Origin of the sequence: Micromonospora sp. WMMD1076, assembly GCF_029581475.1 — a bacterium.
Taxonomy (GTDB): domain Bacteria; phylum Actinomycetota; class Actinomycetes; order Mycobacteriales; family Micromonosporaceae; genus Micromonospora; species Micromonospora aurantiaca.
Genome location: NZ_CP120862.1, coordinates 2,634,019 through 2,652,536, shown reverse-complemented (window position 1 = coordinate 2,652,536; position 18,518 = coordinate 2,634,019). Strand labels below are relative to the sequence as shown.

At 73.4% G+C, this 18,518-nt stretch carries 15 protein-coding genes, 5 tRNA genes and 1 pseudogene; 10 read left to right on the top strand and 11 right to left on the bottom strand.

Annotated features, from left to right (window positions below; translation table 11 throughout):
- Positions 1-67: 67 nt before the first annotated feature.
- From O7622_RS12920 to O7622_RS12910, 3 genes are all read left to right on the top strand, one after another.
- Positions 68-898, top strand: coding sequence for a universal stress protein (locus tag O7622_RS12920; RefSeq protein WP_282313561.1), 831 nt, complete (start codon positions 68-70; stop codon positions 896-898).
- A gap of 128 nt (positions 899-1,026) precedes the next feature.
- On the top strand, positions 1,027-3,429 hold the full coding sequence (locus O7622_RS12915) for a phosphoketolase family protein (protein ID WP_282313560.1): 2,403 nt from the start codon (positions 1,027-1,029) through the stop codon (positions 3,427-3,429).
- The gene (locus O7622_RS12910; protein ID WP_282313559.1) at positions 3,426-4,292 is read left to right on the top strand and encodes a universal stress protein; all 867 of its coding nucleotides are present in this window, start codon (positions 3,426-3,428) and stop codon (positions 4,290-4,292) included. Before O7622_RS12915 ends, O7622_RS12910 begins: the two co-directional genes overlap by 4 nt.
- A 1-nt stretch (position 4,293) precedes the next feature.
- On the opposite strand, the pseudogene O7622_RS12905 reads toward O7622_RS12910, so the two are convergent.
- Positions 4,294-5,058 (bottom strand): annotated as a pseudogene (locus O7622_RS12905) (HAD-IC family P-type ATPase); the annotation flags it as partial.
- Positions 5,059-5,228: 170 nt separating this feature from the next.
- Between O7622_RS12905 and O7622_RS12900 the strand changes: the two are divergent.
- Positions 5,229-6,239, top strand: coding sequence for a nitroreductase (locus tag O7622_RS12900; RefSeq protein ID WP_282313558.1), 1,011 nt, complete (start codon positions 5,229-5,231; stop codon positions 6,237-6,239).
- A 93-nt stretch (positions 6,240-6,332) separates the two neighbouring features.
- Positions 6,333-8,000 carry a GAF domain-containing sensor histidine kinase gene (locus O7622_RS12895; RefSeq protein WP_282314128.1) on the top strand — a complete coding sequence of 556 codons (1,668 nt, stop codon included), beginning with the start codon at positions 6,333-6,335 and terminating at the stop codon, positions 7,998-8,000.
- Positions 8,001-8,007: 7 nt separating this feature from the next.
- Here O7622_RS12895 and O7622_RS12890 read toward each other — a convergent pair whose 3' ends face one another.
- Positions 8,008-8,646 carry a response regulator transcription factor gene (locus O7622_RS12890; protein WP_013284884.1) on the bottom strand — a complete coding sequence of 213 codons (639 nt, stop codon included), beginning with the start codon at positions 8,644-8,646 and terminating at the stop codon, positions 8,008-8,010.
- A gap of 186 nt (positions 8,647-8,832) precedes the next feature.
- Between O7622_RS12890 and O7622_RS12885 the strand changes: the two genes are divergently transcribed.
- Complete coding sequence (locus tag O7622_RS12885; protein ID WP_282313557.1) at positions 8,833-9,807, top strand: nitroreductase; 975 nt, start codon at positions 8,833-8,835, stop codon at positions 9,805-9,807.
- Between the two features lie 49 nt (positions 9,808-9,856).
- On the opposite strand, the gene O7622_RS12880 is transcribed toward O7622_RS12885, so the two are convergent.
- Positions 9,857-10,858: an NAD-dependent epimerase/dehydratase family protein gene (locus O7622_RS12880; protein ID WP_282313556.1), complete on the bottom strand. Its 1,002-nt coding sequence runs from the start codon at positions 10,856-10,858 to the stop codon at positions 9,857-9,859.
- Between the two features lie 925 nt (positions 10,859-11,783).
- Here O7622_RS12880 and O7622_RS12875 point away from each other — a divergent pair.
- Positions 11,784-12,359 carry a hypothetical protein gene (locus O7622_RS12875; protein WP_282312920.1) on the top strand — a complete coding sequence of 192 codons (576 nt, stop codon included), beginning with the start codon at positions 11,784-11,786 and terminating at the stop codon, positions 12,357-12,359.
- A 70-nt stretch (positions 12,360-12,429) separates the two neighbouring features.
- On the opposite strand, the gene O7622_RS12870 is transcribed toward O7622_RS12875, so the two are convergent.
- The 3 genes from O7622_RS12870 to O7622_RS12860 all read right to left on the bottom strand — a co-directional run bounded on the left by O7622_RS12870 (position 12,430) and on the right by O7622_RS12860 (position 14,399).
- Positions 12,430-14,076 (bottom strand): PKD domain-containing protein, encoded by a 1,647-nt coding sequence (locus tag O7622_RS12870; RefSeq protein ID WP_282313555.1) that lies wholly within the window; start codon positions 14,074-14,076, stop codon positions 12,430-12,432.
- 167 nt (positions 14,077-14,243) lie between these two features.
- Positions 14,244-14,315: transfer RNA gene (locus O7622_RS12865), tRNA-Val, on the bottom strand.
- Between the two features lie 11 nt (positions 14,316-14,326).
- Positions 14,327-14,399, bottom strand: a tRNA-Gly gene (locus O7622_RS12860).
- A gap of 41 nt (positions 14,400-14,440) precedes the next feature.
- Between O7622_RS12860 and O7622_RS12855 the strand changes: the two genes are divergently transcribed.
- On the top strand, positions 14,441-14,593 hold the full coding sequence (locus O7622_RS12855) for a hypothetical protein (protein WP_282313554.1): 153 nt from the start codon (positions 14,441-14,443) through the stop codon (positions 14,591-14,593).
- A gap of 121 nt (positions 14,594-14,714) precedes the next feature.
- On the opposite strand, the gene O7622_RS12850 is transcribed toward O7622_RS12855, so the two are convergent.
- The 4 genes from O7622_RS12850 to O7622_RS12835 all read right to left on the bottom strand — a co-directional run bounded on the left by O7622_RS12850 (position 14,715) and on the right by O7622_RS12835 (position 15,910).
- The gene (locus tag O7622_RS12850) at positions 14,715-15,533 is read right to left on the bottom strand and encodes an isocitrate lyase/phosphoenolpyruvate mutase family protein (RefSeq protein WP_282313553.1); all 819 of its coding nucleotides are present in this window, start codon (positions 15,531-15,533) and stop codon (positions 14,715-14,717) included.
- A gap of 112 nt (positions 15,534-15,645) precedes the next feature.
- A tRNA-Val gene (locus O7622_RS12845) sits at positions 15,646-15,720 on the bottom strand.
- Between the two features lie 12 nt (positions 15,721-15,732).
- Positions 15,733-15,803: transfer RNA gene (locus O7622_RS12840), tRNA-Cys, on the bottom strand.
- 34 nt (positions 15,804-15,837) lie between these two features.
- Positions 15,838-15,910 (bottom strand) — tRNA-Gly (locus tag O7622_RS12835).
- Between the two features lie 275 nt (positions 15,911-16,185).
- Here O7622_RS12835 and O7622_RS12830 point away from each other — a divergent pair.
- Entirely contained in the window at positions 16,186-16,788 is a 603-nt protein-coding gene (locus tag O7622_RS12830) for a TetR/AcrR family transcriptional regulator (RefSeq protein ID WP_282313552.1), read from the top strand.
- 17 nt (positions 16,789-16,805) lie between these two features.
- Here the strand turns inward: O7622_RS12830 and O7622_RS12825 are convergent, their stop codons facing one another.
- On the bottom strand, positions 16,806-17,651 hold the full coding sequence (locus tag O7622_RS12825) for a hypothetical protein (RefSeq protein WP_282313551.1): 846 nt from the start codon (positions 17,649-17,651) through the stop codon (positions 16,806-16,808).
- Between the two features lie 190 nt (positions 17,652-17,841).
- On the opposite strand from O7622_RS12825, the gene O7622_RS12820 reads away from it, so the two are divergent.
- Positions 17,842-18,510 (top strand): 50S ribosomal protein L11 methyltransferase, encoded by a 669-nt coding sequence (locus tag O7622_RS12820; protein WP_282313550.1) that lies wholly within the window; start codon positions 17,842-17,844, stop codon positions 18,508-18,510.
- Positions 18,511-18,518 lie beyond the last annotated feature (8 nt).

Genomic DNA, 18,518 nt, shown 5'->3' with positions numbered 1-18,518 from the left:
CCCGCTCCGGCGCACCCGGTCCCACGACTACGGTGGGTGAAAAGCAGGGTTCGGGAGGTGAGCCGGGGTGGCCGCACCCAGCCACGGCGCGGTGGTGGTCGGAGTCAGCCGGTCCGAGGCCGATCTGACGGTGGTCCGCACGGCCGCCGCCGAGGCCGCCGCCCACGACCGGCCGCTGCACCTGCTGCACGCGTTCAACTGGGCCGCGACGCCCGGCCCGGCCCCGGCCGGTGGCACCCGCACGGACGCGGAGAACGTGCTGGAGCACGCCGGGCAGGTCGCCGCCGAGTGCGCGCCGGAGGTGCCCGTCAGCGGGCGGATCGTCGAGGGCTCGCCGGTCGAGGCGCTGCTGCGGGTCGCCGACACCGCATTCCTGATCGCGCTCGGTGACGGGGGCATGTCCGCCCACCCGGACCGCGTACCGGCCGACACGCCGGCAGTGGACGTGGCCGCCCGGGCGGGTTGCCCGGTGCTGGTCGGGCGCACCCAGCCGGCGCCGCCCGGGCCGCTGCTCGTCGGCTTCGACGGGTCGCCCAGCTCGCAGGCCGCCCTCGCGTACGCCTTCGACTGCGCGCAGCACCGCGACGCCCGCCTGCTCGCCGTCCGGGTGATCGAGCCGGAGTCCGGCGACCGCGACGACGGGCGGCTGGAGGAGGCGGTCACCCGGCAGGCCCGGCGGTATCCCCGGGTCGCCGCCGACTGCGAGACCGTCCACGGTGAGCCGAGGTCCGTCCTGCTCGACCGGTCCCGCGCCGCGCAGCTCGCGGTGGTGGCCGCCTGGGGAGACGGGCCGGTAGGGTCCACTCTGGGCGCGGTCAGCCAGTCCCTGCTCTACCACTCGCCGGCCCCGCTGATCGTCGTGCGGGGCGTCCCCGCGGACGCCGGACACGGGTCATGACGCCCGCGCGAGGCGGGACCTACGGCCCTGACCGGCGACCCCCGACGGGGGCGAGGCTGGACGCGCCGGGGAAGAAAATGTGGTCCCCGAGTGGCAGCCGACCCCGAGCCACGAGAGGCTAACGCAGCATGGACACCGCGGTGAACCTGCACAGCCCCCTGACCGAAGACGAGTTGCGCCGGCTGGACGCCTACTGGCGCGCGGCGAACTACCTGACCGTCGGCCAGATCTATCTGCTCGACAATCCGTTGCTGCGCGAACCGCTCAAGCCCGAGCACATCAAGCCGCGCCTGCTGGGCCACTGGGGCACCAGCCCCGGGCTCAACCTGCTCTACACGCACCTCAACCGGGTCATCGTGAACCGGGACCTGTCCGCCATCTTCGTCACCGGCCCCGGCCACGGCGGCCCGGCGCTGGTGGCGAACACCTGGCTGGAGGGCACCTACAGCGAGCTGTACCACCACATCCCCCGGGACGAGACCGGCATGCAGCGGCTGTTCCGGCAGTTCTCCTTCCCGGGCGGCATCCCGAGCCACGTGGCGCCGGAGGTGCCGGGTTCGATCCACGAGGGCGGCGAGCTGGGGTACGCGCTGAGCCACGCGTACGGCGCCGCGTTCGACAACCCGGACCTGCTCGTGGCCTGCGTGATCGGCGACGGCGAGGCGGAGACCGGCCCGCTGGCCGGAAGCTGGCTGTCGAACGTGTTCCTCAACCCGGCCCGCGACGGCGCGGTGCTGCCGATCCTGCACCTCAACGGCTACAAGATCGCCAACCCGACGGTGCTGGACCGGATCCCCGGCGAGGACCTGCGGGACATGATGCGCGGGTTCGGCTACGAGCCGTACGTGGTCGAGGGCGACGACCCGGCGACAGTGCACCAGCTGCTGGCCGGCACGCTCGACCGGGCGGTCGACGAGATCGCCGCGATCCAGCGCCGGGCCCGCTCCGGCGAGCACGTGGAGCGTCCCCGCTGGCCGATGATCATCCTGCGGACGCCGAAGGGCTGGACCGGTCCGTCCCGGGTCGACGGCAAGCAGGTCGAGGGCACGTTCCGCGCCCACCAGGTGCCGATCTCCGAGGTCCGGGACAATCCGGAGCACCTGGCCGAGCTGGAGCGCTGGCTGCGCAGCTACCGGCCGGAGGAGCTGTTCGACGCCACCGGCGGCCCGGTCGCCGAGGTGGCCGACCTGCCGCCCACCGGTGACCACCGGATGAGCGCCAACCCGGTCGCCAACGGCGGCAGGCTGCTGCGCAACCTGGAGCTGCCGGACTTCCGCGACTACGCGGTCGACGTACCGACGCCGGGTGAGCCGATGGCCGGCGCGACGGGTGTGCTCGGCCCCTGGGTCCGCGACGTGATCGCCCGCAACCCGGAGACGTTCCGCCTGTTCGGCCCGGACGAGGTGGCCTCGAACCGGCTCGGCGCGGCGTTCGAGGTGACCGACCGCGCGTTCGTGGGCGCCGAGGTGCCCGGCGACGACCACCTCTCCCCCGACGGCCGGGTGATGGAGGTGCTCTCCGAGCACCTGTGCCAGGGCTGGCTGGAGGGCTACCTGCTGACCGGCCGGCACGGCATCTTCACCAGCTACGAGGCGTTCATCCACATCGTCGACTCGATGGTCAACCAGCACGCCAAGTGGCTGAAGGTGACCCGGAACATCCCCTGGCGGGAGCCGGTGGCGTCGCTGAACTACCTGCTGTCCAGCCACGTGTGGCGCCAGGACCACAACGGCTTCTCGCACCAGGATCCGGGCTTCATCGACCACGTGGTGAACAAGAAGGCCGAGGTGGTCCGGGTCTACCTGCCGCCGGACGGCAACACGCTGCTGTCCACCATGGACCACTGCCTGCGCAGCCGGCAGTACATCAACGTTGTGGTGGCCGGCAAGCAGCCCGCGCCGAACTGGCTGACCATGGACGAGGCGATCCAGCACTGCCGCCGCGGCCTGGGCATCTGGGACTGGGCCAGCAGCGACGACGGCACCGAGCCGGACGTGGTGCTCGCCTGCGCCGGCGACGTGCCGACGCTGGAGACGCTCGCCGCCGCCGACCTGCTGCGCCGGCACCTGCCGGACCTGAAGGTGCGGGTGGTCAACGTGGTCGACCTGATGCGCCTGCAACCGCCGTCGGAGCACCCGCACGGCCTGCCGGACAACGAGTTCGACACCATCTTCACCCGCGACAAGCCGGTCATCTTCGCCTACCACGGCTACCCGTGGCTGATCCACCGGCTCACGTACCGCCGGACCAACCACGAGAACCTGCACGTGCGCGGCTACAAGGAGGAGGGCACCACCACGACGCCGTTCGACATGGTGATGCTCAACGACCTCGACCGCTTCCACCTGGTCATCGACGTGATCGACCGGGTGCCGGGGCTGCGGTCGCGCGCCGCGCACCTGCGCCAGGACATGGTGGACGCCCGCCAGGCCTGCCGCGACTACACCCGGCGCTACGGCGAGGACGACCCCCGGGTCGCCGAGTGGCGCTGGATCCGCGAGAACGACCCGGCCGTGAGGAGTGGCGAATGAGCGGCGAGGAGATCCTGGTCGGCTACGACGGGTCCGGCGACGCGTCGGTCGCCCTGAACTGGGCGCTGGACGAGGCGGGCCGGTCGGGGCGGCCGGTACGCCTGGCGTACGTCTTCGAGTGGCTGACGGTGACCGGCTGGATCGGCCCCGGTGTCGCGCCGGGGGTGTGGCCCGACGAGGCCGCCCGGCAGCAGGTCGACGAACTGGTCCGCAAGGCGGCGGCGGACGCCGCCGCCGAGCGGCCGGGCCTGACCGTGCACGGCGAGGTGTTCGACGGCCCGCCCGCGCTGGTGCTCCAGGAGCGGTCCGCCGACGCCGGGATGCTGGTGCTCGGCAGCCGGGGCCACGGCGGCTTCGGCGGGCTGCTCGCCGGTTCCACCGCGGTCTCGGTCGCCGCGCACGCCCACTGCCCCGTGGTGGTGGTCCGCGACGGCCAGGCCGCCACGTCCGGGCCGGTGGTGGTCGGCTCGGACGGCTCGGAGTCGGCGCTGCGGGCGCTCGGCTTCGCCGTCGAGCGGGCCGCGCAGCGGGACGTGCCGCTGCGGGTGCTGCGGGCCTGGGAGCCGCCGGGTGACAGGTGGGTGCCGCCGGACTTCGACCCGGAGCAGGTCGCCGCGAGCGAACGGGCCGCCGCCGAGGCGGAGCTGGCGCCGTGGCGGGAGAGCTTCCCCGACGTGCCGGTCGAGATCGAGGCGGTCCCCGGCAGCGCGTCCGCGCTGCTCGTGGAGGCGAGCCGGTCGGCGCAGCTCGTGGTGGTCGGCAGCCGGGGCCGGGGCGGCCTGCGCGGCATGCTGCTCGGCTCGGTCAGCCAGCAACTCATCCAGCACTCGCACTGCCCCGTCGCTGTGGTACGCGAGCGCTGACTCAGCGGCCGGGCGCGGTGGAGCCCTCCTCCGGGTTGAGCGAGAAGTAGTCCTCCTCCTCCTGCGCCAGGTGCGGGCGCAGCACCGCGTCCAGGCCGTAGAGCGCGGCCAGCAGATCGGGCACCAGGACGTCGATGCCCTCCTGGAGGAACGCGCCGGCCACCGGGGACAGCCGGCCCGCCGCGGCGACGAGCATCGCCAGCACCGCCAGGCCCATCCCGACGGTGACGCTCTGCACCGCGACGCGGCGGGCGTACCGGGCGATCTCGACGGCGTCGGCGAGCCGGTCCAGGCGGTCCACGGTGAGCACCGCGTCGGCCACGTCCGCCGAGGCGGTCGCCCCGGTCGCGCCCATCGCCACGCCCACGTGCGCCTCGGCCAGCGCGGGCGCGTCGTTCACACCGTCGCCGACCATCACAGTCACCGCGTGCGCCGACTCCTGGCGTACCCGATCGGCCTTCTCCTGCGGCGAGCACCGCGCGATCACGTCGTCCACGCCCACGACCTGCGCGACCTGCCGGGCCGTGCCCGGACGGTCGCCGGTCACCATGACCAGCCGGGTCAGGCCCGCCTCGCGCAGCCGCCGCACGGTCCGGCGGGCGTCCGCGCGGACCGGGTCCTCCAGCAGGATCGCGCCGAGCGGCCCGTGGTCGTCGCTGACCCAGACCGCGGAACGCCCGGCCCGTTCGGCGCGCTCACCGAGCCGGCCCGCCCACTCCGGCGGTTCCCCGGCGAGCTGACCGACGTGCACCATCCGCCCGTCCACGTGAACGGCACGAACGCGGCGGCGTACCGGTCGGCCAGCCGTACCATCGGGGCCTTGCGGGGGCGAAGGCCCCTGCGGGGACGGCCGGGCATGCCCGAGGATGGAGCGGCATCCCCACCCGGGCGTCCCGGGCGTGGGGCACGATGGGGAAAACAGGAAAGGTCGTGACGATGAGCCACGAGACGCCGGCCGGCGATCGCCCGTTGACCACCGCGCTCGCGGAGGCCGCCGGAATGGCCGGCCACGCCCCCTCGGTGCACAACACGCAGCCGTGGCACTGGACGGTCCTGCCCGACGCGCTGGAGCTGCGGGTGGTCCGCGAACGGCACCTCAGCGCCATGGACCCGGAAGGGCACCTGCTGGTGGTGAGCTGCGGCGCCGCGCTGCACCACGCCCGGGTGGCGCTGGCCGCCGAGGGCTGGACCCCGGTGGTGGAACGGCTGCCCGACCCGAAGGAACCCGACCTGCTGGCCCGGATCACCAGCCTGAAGCACACCGGCGCCGACCCCGACGCCATGCACGTCGTGCAGTGCATGCAGGTGCGGCACACCGACCGGCGGCCGGTCAGCGACGAGCCGATCCCCACCGCCGCGCTGAACGACATCGACCGGGCCGCCACGCTGGAGGGGGTGAACCTGCAACTGCTCGACGACACCCAGAAGATCCAGCTCGCGAGCGCCGCCCAGCAGGCCGCCACCGTCGAGGCGGACAGCCCGGAGCTACGCGAGGAACTGGCGTACTGGACCAGCCGGGCCGGCACCGGCACCGGGCTGCCGCCGGAGGTGCTGCCCGACCAGGCGCCGCAGACGACCGTTCCGGCCCGCGACTTCGGCAGCGCCGGCTCGCTGCCGATCGGGCCCGGCCACGACAAGGCAGCCGTCTACGGGATCCTGTGGGGCTCCGACGACGAGACGATGAGCTGGCTGCGCGCCGGCGAGGCGCTCTCCGCCGCCTGGCTCACCGCCACCCGGCACGGGGTGTCGCTGGTGCCGCTGTCCGGTGTGGTGGAGGTCGAGGGCACCCGCGAGGTGCTGCGGCAGATGCTCTCCGGCCTGGGGTTCCCGTACATCAGCATGCGGCTCGGACTGGCCGACCCGACGCACGCCGGCCCGCCGCACACGCCCCGGCTGGACGTCACGCAGACGGTCGACACCTCGGCGGTCCGCGACCGGCTCGCCTGACCGGTCTCGATCAGGGCGGCCACCAGGCGATACCATCGCCGGGTGGCCGCCGCACCCCAGTCCCGGCACGAGCACCTCACGCCGTCGCTCGGGCTGACCCCGCTGTCCCGTGTCCGCCTGGACGAACTGCTCCAGGAGATGCTCGACCGCGTCGGCGAGGTGGTGACCAGCCGCGAGCGGCTGCGGGCCCTGCTGGACGCGGTCGTCGGCATCGGGTCCGACCTTGATCTGCGCAGCACGCTGCAGCGGATCGTGGAGTCGGCGTGCGAGCTGGCCGGCGCCCGCTACGGCGCGCTCGGCGTGATCGGGCCCGACCGCATGCTGCACGACTTCATCGTCCACGGCATCAGCCCCGAGCTGCACGCGAAGATCGGCGACCTGCCGCACGGGCGGGGCGTGCTCGGCCTGCTCATCGACGACCCGAAGCCGGTCCGCATGCCGGACATCACCAAGCATCCCAACTCGTACGGCTTCCCGCCCAACCACCCGCCGATGCACAGCTTCCTCGGCGTGCCGGTACGCATCCGCGACCACGTCTGGGGCAACCTCTACCTGGCCGAGAAGCAGGGCTCGGCCGAGTTCACCGAGGACGACGAGGAGATCGTGGTGGCGCTGGCCGCCGCGGCCGGCGTGGCGATCGAGAACGCCCGCCTCTACGCGCTGGCGCACCGGCGGGAACGCTGGCTGGCGGCCGCCGCGGAGATCACCTCGGTGCTGCTCGGTGAGGTACGCCGTACCGACGCGCTGACGCTCGTGGCGCGCCGCGCCCGTGAGGTCGCCGAGGCCGAACTGGCGCTGGTGCTGCTCTACGACGAGGACGAGGCGCAGTTCACCGTCGAGGTGGTCGACGGCGCCGACCCGGTCACCCGGGAACTGGTCGGCGCGGTGCTGCCGGCCGCCGAGACCAGCTTCGCCGCGTCCGTCACGCGGGGCCGGCACGACCAGGTCGAGGACCTCGCCGCCGCGGCGCCCTGGCCCCGGCCGGTGGTCGCCGGGCCGGCCGTGGTGTCCCCGCTCGCCGCCGCGGACACGCTGCACGGTGTCCTGGTGATCGGCTACCGGCCCGACCACGGGCCCGCCGCCGACGACGACCTCGCGCTGCTCGCCAGCTTCGCCGGGCAGGCCGCGCTCGCCATGGAACGGGCCCGCGGCCAGGAGGAGCGGGAGCTGCTGGTGGTCCTGGAGGACCGCGAACGCATCGCCCGTGACCTGCACGACGTGGTGATCCAGCGGCTGTTCGCCACCGGCCTGCAACTACAGAGCGGCGCGATGAACGCCCGCCCCGAGGCGGCCAAGCGGATCAACCAGGCCGTCGACGACCTCGACGCCACCATCCGCGACATCCGCCGCACCATCTTCGAGCTACGCACCCCGATGAGCGCGGCGCTGCGCACCGAGATCCGCGAGGCGATCGAGGTGGCCGCCGAGTCGCTCGGCTACCGCCCCGAGCTGGAACTGACCGGCCCGATCGACAGCGCCGTACCGGACGACCTGCGCCCCGAACTCACCGCCGTGCTGCGCGAGGCGCTCTCCAACGCGGTACGCCACGCGCAGGCCGACCGGGTGTCGGTGCGCGTACGCGTCGACGCCGGCCGGGTCGAGATCACCGTCACCGACGACGGCGTCGGCTGCGACCCGGAGGCGGCCCGCAGCGGCCTGGTCAACCTGCGGGAGCGGGCCGAGCGGCTGGGCGGCGAGTTCTCACTTCGCCGGGCCGAGCCGCGCGGCACCGAGGTGCGCTGGAGCGTCCCGCTCGACTGACGGGCGGTCAGGTGTTCTTGCCGAGCAGGCGGGTGGCCAGCACCGCCGCCTGCGTACGCCGCTCCAGGCCGAGCTTCGCGAGCACGCTGGAGACGTAGTTCTTCACCGTCTTCTCGGCCAGGAACATCTTCCCGGCGATCTCCCGGTTGGTGAGCCCCTCCGCCACGTACTCCAGGATCCGCCGCTCCTGCTCGGTGAGCGACTTCAGCTCCCGCGGCTGCTCCACGCCGCTGCGGATGCGCTCCAGCACCCGGGTAGTGATCGCCGGGTCGAGCAGCGACTGCCCGGCCGCGACCCGGCGGACCGCGTCCACCAGGTCGGTGCCGCGGATCTGCTTGAGCACGTACCCGGCGGCGCCCGCCATGATCGCCGCGAACAACGCCTCGTCGTCCTCGTACGAGGTGAGGATCAGCCCCTTGATCGAGGAGTCCACCGCGCGGACGTCCCGGCAGACGTCGATGCCGTTGCCGTCGGGCAGCCGGGCGTCGAGGATCGCCACGTCGGGGCGCAGCGCGGGGATGCGGCGCGCCGCCTCCTGGGCCAGGCCGGACTCGCCGACCACCTCGATGTCGCCGCTGCTCTGGAGCAGGTCGGCAAGGCCACGACGGACGACCTCGTGGTCGTCGAGCAGGAACACCCGGATCATCAGTCCTTTCTACCCGCTTTCCCGCTCCGGCAGCACGGGTCGAAAGTCCCGTTCTCCCGGCGCCGCCCGGGACCGACGGCCGGGCCCAGGTGGGGACCTCCGGCCCTGCTCACCGTGCCGCCCGCTGACGCACCGTAGTGGTATCCCGTCCGGGGAAGCCGGCGCCGCACGAGAGGGAGCACCACCATGACGACCGAATACACCGGCGAGCAGCTGCGGGCCGCGGTCGCCGACGCGGTCCGGGCGCCGTCGCTGCACAACACCCAGCCGTGGCGGTTCCGGCTCGTCGACGGCGGCATCGAGGTGTCAGTCGACCCGCTGCGCGGCCTGCCCGCCACCGACCCGACCGGCTGGGGCGCGCGCGTGGCCGCCGGCGCGGCGCTGTTCAACCTGCGGCTCGCGCTCGCCGTCGCGGGCACCCCGGCCACCGTGCGGCTGCGCCCGTACCCCGCCGACCCGGACGTCGTGGCCCGGCTGGTGCCGGACGTGCCGCGCCGCCCCACCCCGGTCGAGCAGAGCCTGTACGGGGCGATCGGCCGCCGGTTCAGCAACCGCGCGCCGTTCTGGCCCGACCCGGTGCCGGCCGAGGCCCGCTGGCGGCTCGGCGAGGCGGCCCGCGCCGAGCAGTGCTGGCTGGAACTGGTCATCGGCACCAGCGCCGTCAACGCGGTCGCCGAGGTCGCCCGCAGCGCCCACCGCGTGCTGGAACGCAACCCCGCGTACGTGGCCGAACGGGCCGAGTGGATCCGCTCCGAACCGGCACCGGACGGCGTGCCCACCGGCGCCGGCGGACCGCAGAGCGAGCCGCAGGACCTGCTGCCCCAGCGCGGCTTCGGCGGACGCAACCGCGCCCCCGGCCACGACTTCGAGCCGGAGCCGCTGGTCGCGGTGCTCGGCTCGGCCGGCAACACCTCGGCCGACCAGATCCTGGCCGGGCAGGCGCTGCAACGGGTGCTGCTCACCGCCACCGACGCCGGGCTGAGCGTGTCGATGCTGTCCCAGCCGATCGAGGTGCCCGCCGCACGCGAGGCGCTGCGGATGTCGCTGGGCCGATTCGGCACCCCGCAGATGGTGATGCGGATCGGGTACGGCCAGCCGGGCCACGCCACCCCGCGTCGCCCGGTCGAGGAGGTGCTCGACCTGCCGGTCGTGCCGGCCTGACCCGTACCCCCGGCAGGTCGGGCCGGCCGCGCGGACCTGAATCTCGGGGTCAGGCCGGGAGCATGGCCAGCACGGCGGCCTCCCGCTCCGGTGCCAGGCCGACCGGTGCGCGCGCCGGACGCCCCGCCCGGTCCGGCACACTCCCCACCTCGCGCAGCCACCGCCAGGTGTCGGCGACCGTCTCGGTCACCGGCCGGCAGACCAGCCCCGCCGCGTACGCGCGTTCCACGTCTCGCTCCTGCAACCACCTGTATTCGTGCCCGCGCGGAATCCACACCGGCAGGTCGTTCCACGGCTCCACACCGGCGGCCAGGATCGGCTCCGGAGCCGTCCACCGCAGTGTCGCGCCCGACCCGGTCACCGCCACCGCCGCGTCGAGCAGGTCACCCATCGTCGCGTGCCCGGTGCGACCCACCACGTTGTACGCCCCGCCCACGCCCTCGGCGCCCCGGTCCAGCAGCCAGGTCGCCAGGTCCCGGACGTCCACGTACTGGATCGGCAGGTCACGCGGCCCCGGCGCCAGCACGTCCCCGCCCCGGGCGACCCGGTTCAGCCACCACGGCAACCGCCCGATGTCCTCCCCCGGGCCCAGGATCAGCCCGGCGCGGGCCAGCAGCGCCCGGTCGCCGAACACCTGCGTCGCGGCGAGTTCCCCGCCGGCCTTGTTCGCCGGGTAGTCGCCGTCGTCGGCGTCCGGGTCGGCCGGCACTGTGGGCGCCTCCTCGCCGCTGCCGGGCGCGACGGGTGGCGCGTACACCGATCCGCTGGACACGTAGACGTAGTGCGGCACCGCGTCGACGAGCGCCGACGCGGCGTCCCGTACCGCCCGGGGCGCGCCGTCCCAGGTGTCCACCACCAGATCCCACTCGCCGCCGGTGAGCGCGGCCAGCCCGTCCGGCGCGGTCCGGTCGCCCCGCAACCGGTGTACGCCGTCCGGCACCCGCCCGTGCACACCCCGGTTGAACACGGTCACCTGCCAGTCGCGGCGTACCGCCTCGGCCACTACCGCACCGCCGACAAAGCCCGTACCGCCAAGCATCAGGAGTCGCATGGCCCCAGGGTGCCGCCCGGCACCGCCCGGCAGGTGCCCCGTTCACGGTCAGCAGATCTGCCAACGGCAGAACCCGGTCTCTCGTCCCTCCCGGGCCCCGCCGCCCTCGTCCCCACCGGACACGATTCCTGGAGTTCTGACACCTCGCGAACAACGCTTACCAGGCAATCGGGGCGCCACAACTCCAGGGTCGAACGAGGGCGCACGAGACTCCGCACAGCACGGGGCACGCCGGGAGACGCCCTCTCCCGAGCAGCCCGCGATCTTGCACTTTGGTACCCCGCAATCCTCGTGAATGGGGCGTTTGGAGGGCGTGAACTGCAAGATCGCGTGGGTGGTCGGGGGTGTCGCGGTGCCTGCCCCGGGCCGGGCTGCTCGGCTGGGGGGTCGATCATGAACTTGGCGGCGTGTGGTGTCCGGTTTGTGCCCGCTAGCCTCATGATCGACGGGGCAGGGCAGGGCAGGGCAGGGGCGGGTGAGGCGGGGGCGGGGTGGGGTGTGTCTGTGTGGGTGGGGGTGTGCGGTTCGGGGGTGGTGGGTGGCACTCTGCGGGTGGAATCGCTGGCGGGTGGGTGGCGTTGTAACCGGGTGAACGACCGAGCGCCGGCGGCGCGCCCTGTGAGCGGGGCGGTATCCGCGAGCCGGGAATCGTTCCGGGCTGCTGGTCGTTGAGTAGGGTTCCGGTGACGTGAGCCGTGGGGAATCATCTCGGCCGGCTGGTCGTTGACGGTGGTTCCGGCGACGTGAGACCGCCCGGGAATGATGCCGGGTGGCGGTCGTTGACCATGCTTGCGGCGCCGCGACGAGGCATTCCCCCTGTCCTCGCGTGCAGCCGGATTCCCCTCTGGAAGTCTTTTGAGCGCCTGACGGTGCCCACGCATCCCGTTCCCCCTGGGTGCGTCGACCCCCGAATGGAGCCCTCATCATGAACACGATTCTGCGTAAGAGCGTTCTGGGTATTGCTGGTCTGGCTTTCACCGGTGGTGTGTTCGCCGGTCCGGTGGCCGCCCACGCGGCGGACACCGCCACCCCCACCAAGCCGGTTGCGGTGACGGTGCAGGGTGACAAGCTGATCCCGCACGGCGTGCAGGGTGAGCAGTCCCGCATCGACCTTGACGACGAGCAGACCGCCAACGTGAAGGCGATCATCGCGGCGACGAAGAAGGCCGGTATGGACGAGCGTGCCGCTGTGGTGTCGATCGCGACGGCGTTGCAGGAGTCGAAGCTGGAGAACCTCGGTCACCTCGGTGACCGTAACGACCACGACTCGCAGGGCCTGTTCCAGCAGCGTCCCTCCTCGGGTTGGGGCACGGTGGAGCAGATCACCGACCCCGAGTACTCGACCACGGCGTTCCTGAAGGGCCTCAAGCAGGTCGACGGCTGGCAGGACATGCCCCTGACCAAGGCCGCCCAGACCGTCCAGGTCTCCGCCTACCCCGACCACTACGCCCAGTGGGAACAGCAGGCCGCCGACCTCGTCGCCGAACACTGGAACAACTAAGTAAGACACACAGCGAAAAGGCCGGCACCCCGAACCAACGGGGTGCCGGCCTTCACGCGTACCCGATGGGTCAGGCCGGGGGCAGGACGAACGTCCACGTGGTGGTGGTCGTGCTGGCCGCGGCGCCCGTGGCGGTGAGCCCGCCGTAGCTGCCGGTCGGCACGCTGCTCGCCGAGTCGGCGAGCAGGCCGGTCACCCGGCCGCCGCCGGTCTGCGAGCTGTTGCTGCGCACCGCCAAGCCGGACGGCGGGGTGAGCGCGGTGGAGGTGCTGTCGCCGTGCAGCCAGTACGACACGGCCCAGCTCTGCGCGAATGTCACCGGCGCGTGCGGGGTGATCCGGGTGGCGGTGCTCGCCGGGTCGGCGGCCCTGCTGAGGACCGGCCCTCCCGGCGCCACCCCCCGGTACGCGGCCAGCACCAGGTTGCCCTTCGCCTGGCTGTCCAGTGTCACCCGGACGGCAGTGCCGGCGTCACCCGCGCTCGCGGTCTTCCACCAGGCGGTGGTGGTGGCGAAGCCACCGTCGAGGCGGTCGAGCCTGGTCCAGCCGGTCACCCCGCTCGGCTCACCGGTGCCGGTGTGCGTGTTCTGGCTGAGCACGAGCAGCAGCGTGTCACCGGCCTGCACGCCCGCCGGGACGGTGACGGTGTGGCTGGTCCAGTTGGCGTTCGCGGTGGCCTGGCCGACGAACGAGATCCGCTCCGGTACGGGCGCCACTGTCACGTCGACGGTCGCGGTGCCGGTGGCGCCCCGGTCGTCGGTGACGGTGAGCGTGACCGGGTAGGTGCCGGCAGCCGCGTACGTGTGCGACGTGGTCGGTACGGAGGCGGTGCCGGTGATGTCACCGTCGCCGAAGGCCCAGTTGTGGTCCTGGATCGCGCCGTCGGCGTCGGTGGAGGCCGCGCCGGAGAACGTGCACACCAGCCCGGAGCAGGTGGGCGTCAGCGCTGCCACCGGTGCCTGGTTGGCCGGGCCGCCCGATCCCTTCAGGATCTTCACGTAGTCGATGTCGCCGGCGAAGTAGTCGCAGGTGACCTTCGTACCGTCGCACTGGCTCTTGCCGCCCACGGACAGCGGCCAGGTGTTGGCGATGGTGCCGGTCGGCCCGTTGAGGCGGCTGGTCCGCACGCCGTCGACGTACATCTCCACGTACGCGGAGGTGCGGTTGCAGGTGACCGTGTGCCACTGGCCGTCGGAGATCGGCACGTCCGTGTAGCCGGTACGCGAGGCGCCGTCCGCACCCCGGAACAGGCACTTCGGCTTGCCGTTCGGGGCCTCGAACTTCCAGTAGCCGCCGGCCGTGTTGCCCTGTCCCTTCTGGAGGATGTTCCCGAAGGAGTACGTGGTCCGGTAGCGGATGGTCACCGAGAAGTCCCCGGCGTCCGGGTTGAAGTCGGTGCTGTGCGGCACCAGGTCGACGTGGCCCGGGACGTACTCCTTGTCGGTGGGCAGGTGGGTGGCGAAGCGGTGGCCGGTCGCCCCGGCGTAGAGCGCGCCGGTGACCACCTCGCCGCCGATCGTGCCGTGGCGGCCGTTGCCGCTGTAGTCGGTCAGCACCGTCGACGACGTCGGCTCGTCCATGCTGAAGAACGCCACCGTCCGTGTCGCGGTGGCCTGCGCGGGCGCGGCCGAGACCGTCACTCCGGCAGCCGCGACGACAGTCGCCACCCCTAACCGGGCGGCCGTCCGCCGCCACCGTCCGCGCTCGATCATGTGCATGTGACCGCCTCCCTGCGTATCGGGCATCACAGTGACACGCGTGGTGGCAGCGGCTGAATAACCCGCACGGTGGAGCCGGGTGACCGATGTGGCCGGTACGAACCGTCCGGTGGGATACGTCCGCCGATCGACCGGCGTCGCCGGCGGGCGGGGAGGGTGACTCTCGGTGGGCGATACTGGGTTTGAACCAGTGACCTCTTCCGTGTCAAGGAAGCGCGCTCCCACTGCGCCAATCGCCCGGGCACTCGCGAGCGGACGACGGGATTCGAACCCGCGACCCTCACCTTGGCAAGGTGATGCGCTACCAGCTGCGCTACGTCCGCGTGCCGCCGGTTCGCGCCGGCGACGGGGTGAACTCTACCCGATGCCAAGATCGCCGTGCGGCAGACCCCCGCCGCGCCCGGCGGCCGTGCGGTTGCGCCGGGGCCGCCGTCGCCAGGTGGTCACCACCACCGCCGAGCAGCCGGTGGAGTACCGCCGGGTCGAGGAGCGCCGGGACGTCGCCCCGCCGATGTGACAGCGACCGGGGCCGACGGAGCCGATCGGTCCCGGCTCGGGCCGGCCGGATCACCCGATCCGGCCGGCCCGCTCTGCTACAGCGCCCGCCGTCGACGGCGGCGCGCGGAGTGCCGTCCGGGTCAGCTCCGCATCAGCTCGTTCAGCGCGTCGAAGTCGAGCCCGTCGGCTAGCGCGCCGTACGTCCCGGCGCCGAGCACCTCCGCCGCCGCCCGCTGGGCCACCGCGTACGCGGCCTCGGCCACCGCCGGTCCGATGCTCACCCGGGCCACGCCGAGCCGGGCCAGCTCGGCGACCGGTGGCGCGCCCGGCCCGGCCAGCACGTTCAGCGGCGCCGGGATCGCCGCCGCCAGCGCGGCCACCGTCTCCGGTTCCACGGTTCCGGGTACGAAGATCCCGTCCGCGCCGGCCGCCAGGTACGCCTCGGCGCGTGCCACAGTCTCGGGTACGCCACCGGCCCCGCGCAGATAGGTGTCCACCCGCGCGTTGACGTACAGCGGGATGCCCGCGCGGTCGGCGGCGGCCCTGGTCGCGGCGAGCCGGGCGGCCTGTTCGTCGACCGGGCGCAGCGGGCCTCCGCCGTCGTGCCGGGAGTCCTCCACGTTGACGCCGACGGCCCCGGCCGCGAGCACCGCGGTGATCGTCTCGGCGACGTCGGCGGGGCTGTCGCCGTACCCGGATTCGATGTCGGCGGTGACCGGCACGCGGACCGCGTCCGCTACCCGGCGGATCACGTCGACGGCGGTGTCCCGGGCGAGCGCGTCGCCGTCCGGGGTGCCGCGGCTCCACGCGACCCCGGCGCTCGTGGTCGCGACCGCACGGGCGCCGGCTGCGGCGACGATCCGGGCGCTCAGCGCGTCCCAGGCGTTGACCAGGATCAGTGGCTCACCGGGCAGGTGCAGGGCGCGGAACTGCCGGGCTCGGGTCTGCTGATCGTCCACCGGGCCAGTCTGGGCGGGGCGATCCGGCCACGGCAATGGCCAGCGGCGCGGCACTGGACTGATCGACGGCGACGAGAAAGGCCGTGTCGAATGATCGACACGGCCTTTCCGCTGGTGGGCGATACTGGGTTTGAACCAGTGACCTCTTCCGTGTCAAGGAAGCGCGCTCCCACTGCGCCAATCGCCCTCGTCTACTGCGAGGTGGAGACGGGATTTGAACCCGTGTACACGGCTTTGCAGGCCGTTGCCTCGCCTCTCGGCCACTCCACCGAGGTTGCCCCCGAACTGCGTGGCGGCATCTCCGAGCGGACGACGGGATTCGAACCCGCGACCCTCACCTTGGCAAGGTGATGCGCTACCAGCTGCGCTACGTCCGCACGCCCCCGGTGTTATCCGGTGACGGATGAGAACTTTAGCCGAGCCCGGGAACGGTTGCCAAATCGGGGGCCCTTCCGGCGCGTCCGGATGTTGCCGGCGGCTCGCGGCGCAGGCTTCCTAGGAGCCTGGGTGGCTGCCGCCGACGGCCGGGGGGGCAGGGCCACGACCTGCGGAATCCGCTCGGCGAGTCGAGTGTCCGGCATCCGACTGTCCCGCCGCCGACCGGCCGCTTCGGTAACTCCCCGTGGTCATACGGATGGGTTACCGTAACGCCGTGACGAGACGAGCCGCCGAGATCCGCCTGGACGCGCTGCTGCGCACGGCCTGCGAGGTGATCGCGGAACGAGGGCTCGCCAACACCCGCACCGCGGACGTGGCCGAGGCCGCCGGGGTCAGCCAGGCGCTCGTCTTCTACCACTTCGCGACGAAGGACCGGCTGCTCGCGCAGGCCTTCGCGTACGCGGTCGAGCAGGATCTGGCCCGCCTCGACGCGGTGCTGCGCTCCTCCGCCCCGCCGCTGGCGAAGCTGCGCCGGATGCTGCGCCTCTACACGCCGACCGGCCGGGCCACCTCCTGGTCGATGTGGATCGACGGCTGGGCGGGGTCGCTGCGTACGCCGGAGCTGGAGAAGCTCTCCCGCCGCCTCGACCTGCGGTGGCGGCAGGACCTGGCCGCGGTGATCAGCGACGGGGTCGCCGAGGGCACCTTCGACTGCCCCGACCCGGCCGGCGCGGCCTGGCGGATCAGCGCGGTGATGGACGGGCTCGCGGTCCAGCTCGCGGTGCACGAACGGGTGATCACCCGCCGGCAGATCGCCGAGTGGATCCGCCTGGTGGCCGCCCGGGAGCTGGGCCTGGAGCCCAGCCAGCTCGACTGACCCCGGCCCGCGGCGGGTCAGTGCCAGCGGGGGCGGGGGCGCTCGAAGGGGGGCGGGAGCGTCTCCGGTTCAGCCTGCGCGGACGGGCGCAGCAGGCGGCGCATCCGCAGCAGCAGACCGGCGCCCAGGAACAGCAGCAGCCCGCCGAGCAGGAACGCGGCCTGGACGATGCCGAATCCGCCGCTGTCCGCCACCGGCCGCCCGGCCACGCCACCCGACGCGGGCGGCTCCACCACCGCGGCGCCGGCCGGCTCGTCAGTGGGCTCCACGTCGGGCGCCTCGGAGGACGGCTCGGAGGACGGCTCGTCGCTCGGTGTGGGCTCCGCGCTGCTCGGCGAGGGCGTCGGCTCGACTGCCTCCTCCCCCACCACCTCACGCGAGGCGGTCCGCCGGGCCAGCAGGCGCAACTGCGGGTCGTACGCCTCGGCGGCGAAACTCACCCGCCCGCGCCCCACGTCCTCGGCGAACGCCACCCGGTAGCGGGCGGTCACGGTACGGCCGGGACAGAGCACACCCGGGTCGAGTTGCCGGTCGGTGAGCCGGGCGGTGTCTCCCTCGGTACGGATCTCCAGCGGGAACGAGCCGCTGTCCTCCACCCGGTCCACCTTGAGCTGGTCCAGCCGCAGGCCCTGCACCCGCACCAGCATCGACCAGCGCACCCTGACACAGCCGCCCCCGTCGGAGCGGGACACCACGGCGGACAACGTCTCCACCCGGTTCCCGGCGGTGAACTCGTCCGGCAGGCCGCTCAACTCGGTGGAGAAGGCCGCCGCCGCCCGCGCCGGCAGGGCTCCGCCGTACCCGGTCCCGGCCACGAAGGTCAGCACCAGTCCGATCCGCAGCGCCTGCCGCCACCCGCTCACCACGCCTCCTCACCCTCGGTCGTGTCCACAGGCAACGCTAGGAGCGCGCCGGGCACGCCGGTAGACGGGCGTGTTCGCATCCAACGCCACAACACGGGGGCTGTTTCACCGAGCGTGGTGAACCGGTCACGACGTCGCCGCGACACGCCCGGAATGCGGGCCCGGAACCCGGGTGGGACACAATTCTCCGGTGTCCGAGCTGTCCGCCGCGTTCGTCCGGCTGCACGCCCGCCTCGCCCCCGTGGCGTTCGTACCCGAGGTGCGGCTGCACCAGGCCGACGAGCCGATCGGCCTGTGGGAGCTGACCGAGGGCGAGTTCCGCAGCTCCCAGCCGCCGCCGTTCTGGGCGTTCGCCTGGGCCGGCGGGCAGGGCCTGGCCCGTTACGTCACCGACCACCCCGAGGTGGTCGCCGGCCGCCGGGTGCTCGACCTGGCCTCCGGCTCCGGCCTGGTCGCCGTCGCCGCCGCCCGCGCCGGCGCCGCCGCCGTCCGGGCGGTCGAGGTGGACGAGCGGGCCGTGGCCGCCGTCGCGCTCAACGCCGAGGCCAACGGGGTACGCGTCGACGCCGAACTCGGCGACATCCTCGACTCCGACGCCGGTGACGCCGAGGTGGTGCTGGCCGGGGACGTCTTCTACAGCGAGGCGATGGCCCGCCGGATGCTGCGTTTCCTGCTCCGGGCCGCCCGCTCCGGCGCCCGGGTGCTGGTGGGCGACCCGGGGCGGGCGTTCCTGCCGCGCGAGCGCTTCCACGAGCTGGCCGCGTACGACGTGCCGGTGTCCGAGGCGCTGGAGAGCGTACTGGTGAAGCACACCACCGTCTGGGAGCTGGACCCGAACCCGCCCGGCGCCCGCCGCTAGCGTTACCG

Excerpts from the sequence above, each read along its gene's own strand:
- O7622_RS12855 (WP_282313554.1), top strand. The coding sequence starts at position 14,441 with ATGCCAAGATCGCCGTGCGGCAGACCCCCGCCGCGCCCGGCGGCCGTG.
- O7622_RS12900 (WP_282313558.1), top strand. The coding sequence starts at position 5,229 with ATGAGCCACGAGACGCCGGCCGGCGATCGCCCGTTGACCACCGCGCTC.
- O7622_RS12880 (WP_282313556.1), bottom strand. The coding sequence starts at position 10,858 with ATGCGACTCCTGATGCTTGGCGGTACGGGCTTTGTCGGCGGTGCGGTA.
- O7622_RS12870 (WP_282313555.1), bottom strand. The coding sequence starts at position 14,076 with ATGCACATGATCGAGCGCGGACGGTGGCGGCGGACGGCCGCCCGGTTA.
- O7622_RS12875 (WP_282312920.1), top strand. The coding sequence starts at position 11,784 with ATGAACACGATTCTGCGTAAGAGCGTTCTGGGTATTGCTGGTCTGGCT.
- O7622_RS12890 (WP_013284884.1), bottom strand. The coding sequence starts at position 8,646 with ATGATCCGGGTGTTCCTGCTCGACGACCACGAGGTCGTCCGTCGTGGC.
- O7622_RS12915 (WP_282313560.1), top strand. The coding sequence starts at position 1,027 with ATGGACACCGCGGTGAACCTGCACAGCCCCCTGACCGAAGACGAGTTG.
- O7622_RS12910 (WP_282313559.1), top strand. The coding sequence starts at position 3,426 with ATGAGCGGCGAGGAGATCCTGGTCGGCTACGACGGGTCCGGCGACGCG.
- O7622_RS12885 (WP_282313557.1), top strand. The coding sequence starts at position 8,833 with ATGACGACCGAATACACCGGCGAGCAGCTGCGGGCCGCGGTCGCCGAC.